Origin of the sequence: Pseudoalteromonas sp. 13-15, assembly GCF_001468205.2 — a bacterium.
GTDB classification, from domain to species: domain Bacteria; phylum Pseudomonadota; class Gammaproteobacteria; order Enterobacterales; family Alteromonadaceae; genus Pseudoalteromonas; species Pseudoalteromonas marina.
On sequence record NZ_CP019162.1, the window covers coordinates 685,600 to 700,148 of the forward strand.

Annotated in this window: 8 protein-coding genes; all 8 read left to right on the top strand. The window is 38.4% G+C overall.

Annotation, left to right across the window (positions count from 1 at the left end):
- The first annotated feature begins 20 nt into the window (after window positions 1-20).
- The 8 genes from ATS72_RS03255 to uup all read left to right on the top strand — a co-directional run bounded on the left by ATS72_RS03255 (window position 21) and on the right by uup (window position 14,540).
- Complete coding sequence (locus tag ATS72_RS03255; RefSeq protein WP_058428827.1) at window positions 21-1,016, top strand: WD40/YVTN/BNR-like repeat-containing protein; 996 nt, start codon at window positions 21-23, stop codon at window positions 1,014-1,016.
- Window positions 1,016-3,337, top strand: coding sequence for an efflux RND transporter permease subunit (locus ATS72_RS03260; RefSeq protein WP_058428828.1), 2,322 nt, complete (start codon window positions 1,016-1,018; stop codon window positions 3,335-3,337). Before ATS72_RS03255 ends, ATS72_RS03260 begins: the two co-directional genes overlap by 1 nt.
- Before the next feature lie 208 nt (window positions 3,338-3,545).
- A complete protein-coding gene (locus ATS72_RS03265) occupies window positions 3,546-8,387 on the top strand; it encodes an NAD-glutamate dehydrogenase (protein WP_058428829.1) in 4,842 nt (1,613 codons plus the stop codon).
- A gap of 120 nt (window positions 8,388-8,507) precedes the next feature.
- On the top strand, window positions 8,508-9,518 hold the full coding sequence (pyrD, locus tag ATS72_RS03270) for a quinone-dependent dihydroorotate dehydrogenase (protein ID WP_010556420.1): 1,011 nt from the start codon (window positions 8,508-8,510) through the stop codon (window positions 9,516-9,518).
- Between the two features lie 122 nt (window positions 9,519-9,640).
- Complete coding sequence (locus tag ATS72_RS03275) at window positions 9,641-10,171, top strand: cell division protein ZapC (protein WP_058428830.1); 531 nt, start codon at window positions 9,641-9,643, stop codon at window positions 10,169-10,171.
- Window positions 10,172-10,261: 90 nt separating this feature from the next.
- Window positions 10,262-12,379 (top strand): bifunctional 23S rRNA (guanine(2069)-N(7))-methyltransferase RlmK/23S rRNA (guanine(2445)-N(2))-methyltransferase RlmL, encoded by a 2,118-nt coding sequence (gene rlmKL, locus ATS72_RS03280; RefSeq protein ID WP_058428831.1) that lies wholly within the window; start codon window positions 10,262-10,264, stop codon window positions 12,377-12,379.
- On the top strand, window positions 12,372-12,611 hold the full coding sequence (locus ATS72_RS03285) for a glutaredoxin family protein (protein WP_006792808.1): 240 nt from the start codon (window positions 12,372-12,374) through the stop codon (window positions 12,609-12,611). Before rlmKL ends, ATS72_RS03285 begins: the two co-directional genes overlap by 8 nt.
- A gap of 15 nt (window positions 12,612-12,626) precedes the next feature.
- Window positions 12,627-14,540: an ATP-binding cassette ATPase Uup gene (uup, locus tag ATS72_RS03290; RefSeq protein WP_010556423.1), complete on the top strand. Its 1,914-nt coding sequence runs from the start codon at window positions 12,627-12,629 to the stop codon at window positions 14,538-14,540.
- The last annotated feature ends 9 nt before the right edge of the window (window positions 14,541-14,549 follow it).

The window sequence follows — 14,549 nt, forward strand, 5'->3', positions numbered from 1 at the left end:
GTTCAAGGCGATTAAAATTTATGAAGTATTTGGTATGTGCCAGCCTGATTATAAGCGGTGCGAGTTTTGCTCAAGATACACCAAAAAACGCAATTAGTGCGCCTAATGCACAAAAAACACTATTAACTGACATTATCAATACAGGTAATGAATTAGTTGCTGTAGGTAAACATGGCACAGTTATAAAAAGTACAAATGGTGAAATGTGGCAACAAGCAGAATTAGTGCCTACGCAAGTGTTATTAACCGCTGTTGATTTTAGTGATGAAAACAACGGTTGGGCATGTGGGCACGATGCCACAATTATTAACACTGTTGATGGTGGTAATAATTGGCAATTACAACAGGCTAAGCCTTCTTTAGATAAGCCGTGTTTAGATATTTTATTTAAAGATAAATTAGAAGGCTTTGCCGTGGGTGCGTATGGCATGTTTTACCATACCACCGATGGTGGTAAACAGTGGGAAAAACGATTTTTAGATTCTCTATTGTTCAGTGAAGACAGAGATTATTTAAACGACTTAAAAAACAATGATCCTGAAGGATACGAGGCCGAAACAGCATCAATCCTGCCACATTTCAATCGAATTGAACAAACTTCTGAAGGCTTAATGCTTGTTGGTGAGATGGGCTTACTAGCGAGAAGCACAGATAACGGTAAAACTTGGCTGCGTCTTGAAGAAATATACCCAGGTTCTTTCTTCGCTTTTAATTCAGATAATTCTCAAGAAGTAGTCGCAGGGCTTAGAGGTAATGTTTTCAGCAAGCAGCGTGATGAAGAAGAGTGGCTTCACCTTGAAAGTACGAAAGCTGCTACTGTAAACAGCATTATTAATTACAATAACAAACAGTGGTTAATGCTAGCAAATAGCGGGGTGATTTTTCACTTACAGGATGGTTTATTAACTCATGAGCAACTTGCCGATGGTAAAGCGATACTTGATGGTGTGATTAAAAATAATAAATTGGTAATGGCTACTGAAGATGGCATTAAAGTGAAGGAGTTGACCCCTTAATGCATACTATTTTAGATTTTATAGAAAAAGCGATTTTTAGACATCGCTTAGTTGTGCTTATAAGTTTTGCAATTATTACTTGTTTGCTTATTTTTAAAGCCACGCACATTCAACTAGATGCTTCGTTTAATAAAAATATCCCTTTAAATCACGAATACATGAAAGTGTATACCAAGCATGAAAAGCAGTTTGGTGGTGCAAATAGTATTTTAATTTCAGTGTGTGATGACAGTGGTAACATATTCAATCCAGAATTTTTTACTCAGTTAAAAGCTGTTCATGATCAGCTTTATTTTATACCCGGTGTAAACAGACCGCTCGTAAACTCTATATTTGCTCCTAGCGCCCGATTTGTCGAAGTGGTTGAGGATGGTTTTGCCGGTGGCCCAATTATTCCTGCAAACTTTAAGGCAAATGAACGTGGCTTAGCCGTTGTTAAAGAAAATATAGAAAAAGCAAAAGTTGTTGGTCGTATGATTGCAAGCGACTATTCGTGTGCAATGGTAACAGCGCAATTATTAGAAACTGACCCACAAACGCAAGAAAAGTTAGACACGTTAGCCTTTGCAGAAAAGCTCGAATCAGAGTTAAGAGAGCCTCTGAGTACCGATAAAGTAAGTATTCATATTATCGGTTTTGCAAAGATGGCTGGTGATATTGCAGAAGGGGCTAAAGGCGTTGTGTTATTTTTTGCAATTGCCATAGCCTTCACATTTATTATGGTTTGGCTGTTCTGTGGAAGCTTAAAGCTTACAATCTTACCCATTGCATGCTCGATCATTGCGGTTGCATGGCAGTTAGGGTTGCTTTCAAGCCTTGGCTTTGGACTTGATCCAATGTCGATATTAGTTCCATTTTTAGTATTTGCTATTGGTGTGAGCCATGGCGTGCAAATGATAAACGCGATAGGTAAAAAAGTAAGCGAAGGGAAAAGTACGCGAGTTTGCTGTCAATCAAGTTTTAGAGCGCTTTTAATTCCAGGTGGTATTGCTCTTTTATCAGACACTGTTGGCTTTTTAACTTTGTTGACGATTGATATAGGTATTATCCGTGAGCTTGCAATTACTGCTAGCTTAGGTGTTGCGGTTATTATATTTACTAACTTAATTCTATTGCCTGTTTGGGCATCATACATGCAATTTGAAAATAGCATACATATTCAATCAGGTGATGCTAACAAGCCAAATATGCTTGATAAAGTTAGGGATTTATTGGTTAAAGCGACCGACCCTAAAGTAGCTAAAATCATTATTGGCTTTACACTTGTTTTATTTGCTTTGGGTTACTGGCAAGCTGATAAAATGCGGATAGGTGATTTACATGCAGGCGCGCCGTCACTTCATCAAGATGCTCGCTATAACCAGGATACTTTTTTAATATCGGACAGATACACTATTTCGTCAGATATTTTAAAAGTGATAGTTGAAGCTTACCCAGCAGCATGTACAGAGTATGATGTAATGGAGCGCATTAGCCGTTTTCAATACAAAGTTGAAAATGTTGTAGGTGTTCAATCTGCCGTTAGTTTAAGTTCGGTTGCTCAGTCTGTTAATGCGGGTTACAACGAAGGTAATTTAAAATGGCAGAGCTTGCCGCGTAATTCGGCTTCATTAGTGCAGTCTACAGCACGTGTTGAAACAAGCACGGGTTTACTTAACGGTGATTGTTCTGTGATGCCTGTTATTATCTTTTTAGATGATCACAAAGCGCAGACTATCGACCGCGTCATTGCAAGCGTTAAACAGTTCGCAAATGAAGAAGGGACAGAAAAGCTTGCATTTAAATTAGCGTCTGGTCCTGTCGGCGTAATGGCCGCTACAAACGAGTCAGTGTCTGAGGCCCAAATACCAATGATGCTATACGTATACGGTGCTGTTATTGCATTATGCTTACTGAGTTTTAGAAGCGTAAAAGCGACTATTGCTGTGGTGTTACCGCTTTATATAGTATCAACGCTTGCGCAAGCGTTAATGGTACAGCTAGAAATTGGCTTAACAGTATCAACTTTACCTGTTATTGCCCTAGGTGTAGGTATTGGTGTGGATTACGGTATTTATATACTTTCGTCGATGATGGGGCAGCTTAAACAAAATGTACCATTGTCGATTGCTTATCGTAATGCACTCATTGAACGCGGTAGTGCAGTACTATTTACCGGTATTACTCTTGCCATTGGTGTAAGCACATGGATTTTTTCAGATTTGAAATTCCAAGTTGATATGGGGATACTTCTTACCTTCATGTTTTTAGTAAATATGTTAGGTGCAGTCCTGTTATTACCTGCAATTGGAAGTCTTCTGTGGACCGACCAGAAAAAATAATGTGAATAATATTGCTCCTAAATGGCCACTATTGGCCATTTATATCTATAATTTGTGAATAGATGACCAAATAGCTGAAAAGCTTGAAATGTTTTCATCGAAAAAGCTGTTTATTAGCTGTAAAAGGGTTAGAATTTATCTGACTCCACACTAATAAATGGCTGTACAAATTCCTGCTCTTGAGCAGTAATAGATTAAGGAACATACAATGACACGAAATGAAGGCCAAGCCTCGGTTATCCTAGATAATGTCTGTAAGCTTATCCAGAAAAAAGTTCACGCTGATAATGTGTTACTCGTTGAGAAATTCGCCAAAGCCTTGTACAGCAATATGTCTAAAGAGGATTTGGCAAATCGAAACGACAGTGACTTATACGGTGCTGCACTCAGCCTTTGGAATTCGCTAGAAAAAAATACTACTGACGACGCCGTTATTCGCGTTTTCAATCCCGAAGTGGCAAAAGATGGCTGGCAGTCATCACATACCATCGTAGAAATTATTGCTAAAGATATGCCGTTTTTAGTTGATTCTGTTCGTATGGCCATGACTCGTGAAAATATCGCCTCTCACTTATTACTTCATAGCCCACTTAAAATTCAACGCGATGACAGCGCTAAAATCTCAGGCTTATCTAATTTAAAAGCAGAGCAAGAATCTACATCTACAAAAACAGTTTTTTTCATAGAAATTGACCGCCAAACAGATTCGTCTGCCATTGAGTCTTTCAAAAAAGAATTAGAATCCGTACTTGTTGATGTGTCTGTTGCTGTTGAAGACTGGCAGCCGATAAGAAAAAAACTAATTGAAGTAAGTAAAGAGCTACCTAAGCGCCGCCACGGCAAAAATAAAAGTGAAGTGGCAGAAACCGTTGAATTTTTAGATTGGCTAGTTAGCGATAATTTCACCCTTATGGGCTATCGTGAATACGAGTTAAGTCCTGTTCAGGGTGATTATCAGCTTAAAGGTAAAATGGATACAAGTTTAGGGTTGTTAAAAAACTCTACTGAAGAGCATACTCGCTTGCTTTCTGAGTTACCTGAGGTGGCTCGCCAGGAAGCACGCAGCAGTAATTTACTGATTTTAACTAAAACTAATTCACAGTCTCGTGTGCATCGTCCCGCTTATATCGATTACGTTGGTGTAAAACGTTTTGATGATAAAGGGAATGTTATTGGTGAAGACCGTTTTATTGGTTTATTTTCATCTAATTTTTATAATAATAGTGCTGCTGATGTTCCTGTTTTAAAAAGCAAAATTACACGCATAATGGATATGTGTGATTTTGCAAAAGGCACTCACGCTTACAAAGCCGTATTAAATATTTTAGAAACTTATCCGCGTGATGAGTTAGTACAAGCACGCGAAAATGAGTTACTTGAAGTTGCAACCGGTGTATTACAAGTGCAAGAGCGTGATATGTGTCGCTTATTTGTGCGAAAAGATGCTTATGGTCGTTTTTTCTCTTGTATGGTCTATGTTCCTCGCGAGCGCTACAACACAGCTCTGCGCAGGGAAACTCAAGATATTTTAGGCAATGCATTTAATTCTGACGAAAAAGTCGAATTTACCACTTACTTCTCCGAGTCAACACTAGCACGTACTCATTACACTGTTCGTGTGACTGACAACAATATCGAATTTAATGTGAAAGACATCGAAAATAATTTAATAGAAGCTGCCCGTACTTGGGAAGACAAACTACAATCTGCGCTTTTAGAGTCTGCAGGTGAAGCGCGTGGAAATGATTTAAACCGTAAATATTGTAACGCGTTCGCCCGTTCATACAAAGATGAAGTGTTACCGAGTGCCGCAGTAGTTGATATTGAAAAACTAGAGCTATTAAGTGAAGAAAATAAACTTGAGATGCTTTTTTATCGCCCTCAAGAAGAGGCGAATACAAATATTGTTCGTTTGAGCTTATTTCATAAAGATGAGCCAATTCATTTATCAGATGTAATGCCAATGCTAGAAAACTTTGGTTTACGTGTAATAGGTGAAACACCTTACTCGGTTAAAACTAGTGATGGCCGAATTAATTGGATTATGGATTTCTCTATGCTGATTGACAGTAAAGGGATGGATGATTTTGATAAGGTGTCTGCTCGTTTTCGTGCGGCTTTAACCAATGTATGGAATAACCGTTTAGAAAATGACGGTTTTAACCGTTTAGTGCTAATGGGTGGCTTAACGGGTCGTGAAGCCTCTATTTTGCGTGCTTATGCTAAATACATGCGCCAAATTGGTGTTACTTTTTCTCAAACATATATTGAAAGTACGTTTGCTAACTACCCACATATTGCGTCTCAAATCGTTAACTTATTTGCTAAACGTTTTTCTGTTAAGAGCCCTGCGAGTTCTAAAACACTGGACAAGTTAATAGCACAAATTTACCTTGAGCTTGAAAACGTAGCCAACCTTGATGATGACCGCATTATACGTTTATACGTAGATATGATTGTGGCTACGCTGCGCACTAACTACTACCAAAAAGATGCTCAGAACCAGTTTAAATCTTACGTATCATTTAAAATACAACCTAGTTTGATCCCTGACGTACCGTTACCGTTACCTGCTTTTGAAATATTTGTTTATTCGCCTCGTGTTGAAGGCGTACATTTACGCTTTGGTAAGGTAGCTCGCGGTGGACTACGTTGGTCAGACCGTCGTGAAGACTTCCGAACAGAGGTTTTGGGATTAGTTAAAGCGCAACAAGTTAAAAATACCGTAATTGTACCTGTTGGCTCTAAAGGTGGATTTGTTTGTAAACAGCTACCATCAGAGCGCGATGCTTTCATTAAAGAAGGCCAAGAGTGTTATAAAATCTTTATTAGAGGTTTATTAGATATCACTGACAATATTGCACGTGGTGAAATAGTGCCAGCAAGTAATGTTGTTCGTCATGATGAAGATGATGCGTATTTAGTAGTGGCTGCTGATAAAGGAACAGCAACTTTTTCTGATATAGCTAACGGTATTGCAAATGAGTACAACTTTTGGCTTGGTGATGCCTTTGCATCGGGTGGTTCTGTAGGTTACGACCATAAAAAAATGGGCATAACCGCTAAAGGTGCATGGGAGTCTGTTAAGCGTCACTTCCGTGAGATGGATATTGACTGCCAAACTACTGATTTTACTGTAGTTGCAATTGGCGATATGGCTGGAGACGTATTTGGTAATGGCATGTTGCTGTCTAAGCACATTCGTTTACAAGTTGCATTTAACCATATGCATATATTTGTAGACCCTAATCCTGATGCCTCAAAATCGTATGTAGAGCGTGAACGTTTATTTAATATGCCTCGTTCTTCGTGGGAAGACTACAACAAAGACCTTATTTCAGCCGGCGGTGGTATTTTCTCTCGAGCTGCAAAATCGATTACACTTAGCCCAGAAATGAAAAAAATGCTGGGTACAAAAAAAGCAAGCATGACACCTAACGAGTTAATGAAAGCATCATTAATGATGGAGTTTGATTTGCTCTGGAATGGTGGTATTGGTACATACATCAAGCACACAAAAGAGACCGATGCTGACGTTGGCGACCGTGCAAACGACGCGCTACGTATAAATGGTAAAGAACTGGGTGCTAAAGTGCTAGGTGAGGGTGGTAACTTAGGTGCTACGCAACTTGGACGCATAGAATTTGCTGAACAAGGCGGACGCGTAAATACTGACTTTATTGATAACGTTGGCGGCGTTGCTTGTTCAGATAATGAAGTAAATATTAAAATTTTACTTAATGGTTTAGTTGCTGAAGGTGATTTAACACTTAAGCAGCGTGATGAACTGCTTTATTCTATGACTGATGAAGTATCAGAATTGGTATTAAAAGACTGTTATCGTCAAACACATACAATTTCAATCACGCAATCTCGTGGTACATCGACACTTAAGGAAAAAATTCGCTTTATTCATGCCCTTGAGAAAGATGGTAAATTAGACCGTGCTATAGAGTTTATTCCAAGTGATGAAGAGCTAGCAGAGCGAGCAGCATCAGGCAAAGATCTAACGCGTCCTGAGCTTTCAGTGTTAGTTTCATACGCTAAAATGGTGTTAAAAGATTCGCTTGTAACGGATGATATTACAGAAAACCCGTATTATCGCCAATTACTTGTTAAATCATTCCCACGTCCACTTCGTGAGAAATTTAATGACGCCATGAATAATCACCCACTTCGTAAAGAAATTATAGCAACCAAACTTGCTAATAATATTGTTAATGACATGGGCTTAAATTTCATGGTTCGTATGCACGAAGAAACAGGTGCAAGCGAAGCAGAAATTGCGATGTGTTACTCAATTGCAAGTGAAATATTTGAAATGCGTGATACGTGGTCATCAATCAGCGCTTTAGATAATAAAATTCCTGCTGCTGTACAAACAGAAATGCTTTATCAGCTTCGTAGAACTGTTCGCAGAGCAACTCGTTGGTTCTTGCGTCATCGCAATAAATCACAAACGATTGAGCAAGGTATTGAGTATTTCTCACCAACATTTAGTGATTTGAGTGATAACTTGAACACTTATATTGTTGAAAAGGAAAGTGCTCGCATAGATGAAGCTGCAACTAAATTAACCGATAGTGGAGTACCACTAGATATAGCTAAGCGCATCGTTTCATTATCTAGCTTGTTCTCGGTGATGGACTTAGCAGAAATTGCTAACAATTCGCGTAGAGGCATTGCTATGGTGTCTAATACTTACTTTAAGCTTGGTGCAAGAATGGGCTTACATTGGTTCTTAGATCAAATAACTAACCAACCTGTTGCTAACCATTGGCAAGCGTTGGCCCGTTCATCTTATCGTGAAGAGTTAGATTGGCAGCAACGAACATTGGCTCAGGTTGTTTTAAATAGCTTTGAAGCAGATGAAAAAGACGTTGATTACCAAATTGATGAGTGGATGGATAAGCAAGAGTTATTACTTACTCGTTGGAAGCAAATGCTGGCTGAATTTAAAACGTCGCAAAGTCATGATTTTGCCAAGTTCTCAGTGGCATTGCGTGAACTAATGCTATTGAGTCACAATTGTGATACACCAGCAAAATAAAATAATTACGCGCATTATTATTTATTAACTAAGTAATAAGCTAATTATTAAAAATGTTATATAATACCTCAGCCTTGACTGAGGTATTTTTTTGTCTGTAATTTAAAGAGGAATATATTCATGTTTTACGATTTAGCTCGCCGTTTTATGTTTACCCGTGATGCGGAGTGGGCACATGAATTTGCTCTTAATAATTTAAGCCGCTTTGCTAATACGCCTTTGAGTGCCGCATGGTCGCAATCTGTAGCAAATAAGCCCGTTAACTTTTTAGGTCTTGAATTTAAAAATCCGGTTGGCTTAGCTGCAGGTTTAGATAAAAATGCAGAGTGCATAGATGCATTTAGCCAAATGGGTTTTGGTTTTATAGAGGTGGGTACTGTTACACCTCGCCCGCAAGCAGGTAACGATAAACCCCGTATATTTAGATTGCCAGAATCAAACGCTATTATTAATCGTATGGGCTTTAATAATAAAGGTGTTGATAATTTAATTAGTAATGTAAAAGCAGCAAATTACAACGGCATATTAGGTATTAATATAGGTAAAAATAAAGATACCCCTAATGAGCAAGGTAAAGACGATTACATACATTGTATGAGAAAAGTTTTTGAGCATGCCTCTTATATTACCGTGAATATTTCTTCACCAAACACACCCGGCCTGAGAGATTTACAATACGGTGCTGCACTTGATGATTTATTGCAAAGTCTTAAAAATGAGCAGCTAGATTTAATTTCAAAACATAATAAGCAAGTTCCGATGCTTGTTAAAATTGCCCCGGATCTTGATCCTATTCAAATCGAACAGGTAAGTGAATCACTGCTAAACAATAAAATTGACGGGGTAATTGCAACTAATACAACACTAGAACGAAGTGATGTGATCGGTCAGCAGTATGCTGAGGAAGCCGGTGGTTTATCAGGACACCCTGTAAGAACACGTTCTACAGAAGTAGTTAGTGAATTAAAACGATTAACAAAAGGCCAGTTACCTATTATTGGTGTTGGCGGAATTGATGATGCTAATTCAGCTAAAGAGAAGCTTAATGCGGGTGCTAGTTTAGTCCAAGTTTATACAGGTTTTATTTATAAAGGCCCTGAATTGGTAAAATCGATCGTAAACGGCTTATAAGGATCAGTTATCTAAGCTTTTGATCGTTCGATAAATGTTCTAAGCATTTATGTATAAAATGGTCAAAAGCAGTTATACTTTGAACTGATACTGTTTTTAATAAAGCCCACAAGGAGGAGCAAATGTTACAAGCATCAAAGCAATGGCAGTGGATTGCTTGTCCTAATAAAAATCGTTTATTACTTGATTTGAACGATAAAATGCAGCTTTGCACACCTTATAAAATAAGGCAGCTAACAGATTTAGTTATCAAAAACCCTAACTTTAGTTTAGAAGATGCTGCATTTTACGAACAAGTTTATAATTATCTGGACGGGTTTGAAATCTGGTCTGGTGCACAAATATGTCAAATAGCGTTAAATGCTACAGCGGTCAAGTTTCATTTAAAACCTGTGCTAGCAAAAAGCTGGTTTTTTAATGAATATACCGGCAGCCAACCAAGTGTTGAAGCAGTCGTTAAATTAGTCTCTAAGGCGCAAACGGGCGACTTTTTGATTGTCGATCACTGTAGTGATGCCTCGGTTTGCTTAAATTTAAGCGAGAATTTTCAATTAGACGAAAATTTATCTCTTGCTCAATTTGAAGTTATCAAAATTTTAAATAATCGTGTTCATCCCATCTTACCTCAGCAAATTAAATTTAAAACTGCCTAAGTAATTTACGCTATTAAGCATGTGTTATGGCGTGTTTGTCCCTCAACCTATGGTATAATCCTGCGCAATTAGCTATTAAGGGTTACTACTTTGCAATTTATCGCACTTACTTCTATCGGAATCGAAAATTTATTGGTTGATGAGTTAACAGAACTTGGCGCTGCTGTGTCTAAGCAAACTGTTGGTTCTGTTCGTTTTGAGGCTGACTCATTACTAGCGCAAAAGGTTTGTTTATCAAGCCGTTTTGCAACTCGTGTGCTTATGCTTATCGAAGAAAAAGAAGGCGTTGATGATAAAGATAGCTTGTATAAATTTGCTCGTTTTCAACCTTGGCAAGAATGGTTTGGCCCAACGCAAACATTTGCTGTAGATTTTAACGGTACTAATGATTCGTTAAAGAATACACAGTTTTCAGGTTTAGTAATTAAAGATGCTATTGTTGACTACTTTAATGATTTGTACGAGCAACGCCCTAATGTTGATAAACAGGATGCCAATGTTCGTGTTGTTGCACGTTTAAATCGCCACGGTGTTTCTTTATATATTGACTACTCAGGACCAAGACTATCTGAACGTGGGTACCGACAGGGACAAGGTAAAGCGCCGATAAAAGAGCATTTAGCGGCTGCAATTATTAAACGCAGCGGATGGCTAGATAACGTTAAACAACCTCTGTTTGACCCTTGTTGTGGTGCAGGTACTATTTTAATAGAAGCCGCAGGTATGGCACGTAATGAAGCGCCAGGTTTGTTTCGTGAAGGTTTTGCTTTTGAACGTTTACCTAGTTTTAGAGTGGCAAAATTTAAAGCGCTAAAAGAAGAACTACTTGCGAATATAACCGATCCGAAACTTTGGCTAATAGGCCACGACTACGATGCTCAGGTATTAAGTAAAGCCATTGATAATGCAAAGCGTGCAGAGCTTGATGACATAATTAAATTTAAGCAAAGCGATGCAACCAAGTTAACCGCAGTAGCTAAATTACCAGGTGTGGTTATTTCAAATTTGCCTTATGGTGAACGTATTGGCTCTATGGCTGAGTTAGTTGATTTACACCGTAATTTAGGTGTTGGCTTTAAAAAGCATTTTAACCATTGGAAACTGGCGTTATTGGGCATGGATGAGAGTTTATTTAAACTTTTAAAGCTTGTTAAATTAAAACGTTATAAATTTAAAAATGGTCCATTAGATGTTGAGCTTAACTTATATCAACTAGATGACAAGCAAGTTAGTTTGACGACTGATGACAAAAAAGCCCTTAATTATGAAGGTTCAATGTCGTTTGCTAACCGTCTTAAAAAAAATAAACAAGGTCTTAAAAATTGGTTAAAGCAAAACAAAGTCGACGCGTATCGCGTTTATGATGCTGATATTCCAGAATACAATGTAGCGGTTGATGTATATAACGATAGCGCTGTAATTTTTGAGTACGCTGCACCAAAAGAAATAGATGAAAAAGTATCTGATAAGCGCCTTCAGGACGTCATTAGCTTAACAGCGCAACAACTAAACATAGCACCTGAAAACATAGCTGTAAAAGTTCGCAAAAAGCAAAAAGGTGAAGAGCAATACACCCCTATGGCTAAGCAAAATAGAACGATGGTTGTTGAAGAGTTTGGTGCTAAATTTAAGGTTAATTTATTTGATTATCTAGACACGGGGTTATTTTTAGATCATCGTTTAGTCCGTCGCTTCATTCAAGAAAATGCCAAGGACAAACGTTTTTTAAATTTATTTGCCTACACAGGAAGTGCATCAGTTCATGCAGCCATTGGTGGGGCAAAGGCTATAACCACAGTTGATTTATCCAAGACCTATTTAAAATGGGGCCAAGATAATTTTGATTTAAATAATATTAGCAACACGCGTTACCGTTTTGAGCAAGCAGATTGCCTTAAATGGCTAGAGCATGCGACTGCGCAATATGATTTAATCTTTCTTGACCCTCCAACATTTTCAAATTCAAAGCGAATGAAAGATGCGTTTGATGTGCAGAGCGATCACATTAAGTTACTTACTTGGGTTAAAAAAATTCTTAGCCCGTCTGGAACATTGATTTTTTCTAACAACAAGCGTGGCTTTGTTATGGATGAAGTTGGATTGATTGGTTTAGGTTTAAAAGCCGTTAATATTTCTGAGAAAACACTCTCACCAGACTTTAAGCGTAATAAAAAAATTCATAACAGCTGGTTAATTACCCATGGCTAAGTGGACTTTATACCATACGGAAGGGTGTCATTTATGTGAACAAGCCCACGCATTAATAACACCGTTATTAATGAGCGAGGGCAGTTTATTGTTAACAGACATAATGACTGACAAACAGCTTATTGCGCAATATCAGGTAAGTATTCCTGTTTTAAAAAATGAACATGGCCAACAATTGTTTTGGCCTTTTACTGCAGAACAAGTGCAAATATTTTTAGCACTGGCAGATTAAGAGCATTGTAGAATTATGGATTTAATAAGAATTTCGAAAGCACAGCTTGCCTTTGGTACACATGCGTTACTTAACAACGCAGATGCTGTTATTGAAAGTGGTGAGCGAGTTTGTATTGTGGGGCGTAACGGCGCAGGTAAATCAACGCTGTTAAAAGTATTAGACGGCCAAGTAATATTGGATGATGGTGAAATAAACCAGCTCGGTGGTTTAAAGATCTCTCGTCTTGAACAAGATCCACCTAAAGGGGCCAGCGGTACCGTATTTGATTATGTTGCACAAGGTATGCCAGAAATTGCCAATTTACTTATCGATTATCACCATGTGAGTAATGAACTACAAACTGAATGTACCGATCAATTATTAAATAAACTTGAGCGCTTATCTAATAAGTTAGAAGCCGCTGATGGCTGGCGCTTCGATAGCCGTATTCAATTAGTATTAACTAAGCTTGAGCTGACACCTGATGCTAAACTTGAATCGCTTTCAGGTGGATGGTTACGTAAGGTTGCACTGGCACGTGCATTAGTTAGTGAGCCAGACTTGTTGCTATTAGACGAACCAACAAACCACTTAGATATGACAAGTGTAATGTGGTTAGAGCAGTTCTTAAAAGACTTTAAAGGTGGGATTGTATTTATATCTCACGATCGTGCGTTTATTCGTGCAATTGCTACGCGTATTTTGGATTTAGACCGCGGCAAACTTATTTCATACCCAGGTGACTACGCCACTTACCTAGAACAAAAAGCGCATGACTTAAAAGTAGAAGAAAGTCAAAATGCACTCTTTGATAAACGATTAGCTGAAGAAGAAGCGTGGATCCGTCAGGGCGTAAAAGCCCGAAGAACTCGTAATGAAGGCCGTGTTCGTGAATTAAAACAATTGCGTAATGAGCGTAAGCAACGAGTTGATCAAGTTGGTAAAACAGATTTCAATATCGAAACCGCAGACCGCTCAGGTAAATTAGTTTTTGAAGCTAAGCATTTATCTCATGCTTTTAAAGAGAAAACGATTGTAAGCGATTTTTCTACTTTAGTTATGCGTGGCGACCGTATCGGTTTAGTCGGTCCTAATGGTGTGGGTAAAACAACTCTATTAAAACTAATGTTTGGTGACTTAGCACCTGACAGCGGTGAAACTAAGCAGGGTGTTAATCTAGAATTTGCTTACTTTGATCAATACCGTGAAAAGTTAGACGAAGAAGCAACAGTACAAGACAATGTTGCAGAAGGTAAGCAAGAAGTCATGATGGGGGGGCGCTCTCGTCATGTATTAGGTTACTTACAAGACTTTTTGTTTCCACCTGCGCGCGCTAGAACACCCGTTAAGGCCTTATCTGGCGGCGAAAAAAACCGATTATTACTTGCTAAGCTATTTTTAAAACCATCGAATATCCTGGTATTGGATGAGCCAACCAATGATTTAGACATTGAAACACTTGAGCTGTTAGAAGACATTATTAATCAGTATCAAGGTACAGTTATTATTGTAAGCCATGACCGTGAATTTATCGATAATACATGCTCTAGTGTATGGGCATTTGAAGGTAACGGAAAAGTGACAGATATAGTCGGCGGTTATAGTGACTATGAAGCTTATGTAAGTTATTTAGCAGAACAAGAAAAACAAGCTGTTCAACCAGCTGCAAAAAAAGTAGAGAAGCAACCGACCCCTGCTGCAAAGCCAGCCGCTAAAACGAATAAGCTTTCTTACAAATTAAAACTTGAATTAGAGCAGTTGCCTAATAAAATGGAGCAACTTGAAGCTGACGTAGAAGCCCAGCAAAATGTGGTAGGCGATCCTGACTTTTTTAAACAAGACAGTGACATAACAACCAAAGCATTGAACCATTTAGCACAACTTGAGTCTGACCTTGAAGCCGCTTTTGAGCGATGGGAAGAACTTGAAGAATTACAGAATCAGTAGTAAGGACTA

What these genes read in the sequence shown, in the direction of transcription:
- ATS72_RS03255 (WP_058428827.1), top strand. Translation starts at nt 21, where the DNA reads ATGAAGTATTTGGTATGTGCCAGCCTGATTATAAGCGGTGCGAGTTTT.
- ATS72_RS03260 (WP_058428828.1), top strand. Translation starts at nt 1,016, where the DNA reads ATGCATACTATTTTAGATTTTATAGAAAAAGCGATTTTTAGACATCGC.
- ATS72_RS03265 (WP_058428829.1), top strand. Translation starts at nt 3,546, where the DNA reads ATGACACGAAATGAAGGCCAAGCCTCGGTTATCCTAGATAATGTCTGT.
- pyrD (WP_010556420.1), top strand. Translation starts at nt 8,508, where the DNA reads ATGTTTTACGATTTAGCTCGCCGTTTTATGTTTACCCGTGATGCGGAG.
- ATS72_RS03275 (WP_058428830.1), top strand. Translation starts at nt 9,641, where the DNA reads ATGTTACAAGCATCAAAGCAATGGCAGTGGATTGCTTGTCCTAATAAA.
- ATS72_RS03285 (WP_006792808.1), top strand. Translation starts at nt 12,372, where the DNA reads ATGGCTAAGTGGACTTTATACCATACGGAAGGGTGTCATTTATGTGAA.
- uup (WP_010556423.1), top strand. Translation starts at nt 12,627, where the DNA reads ATGGATTTAATAAGAATTTCGAAAGCACAGCTTGCCTTTGGTACACAT.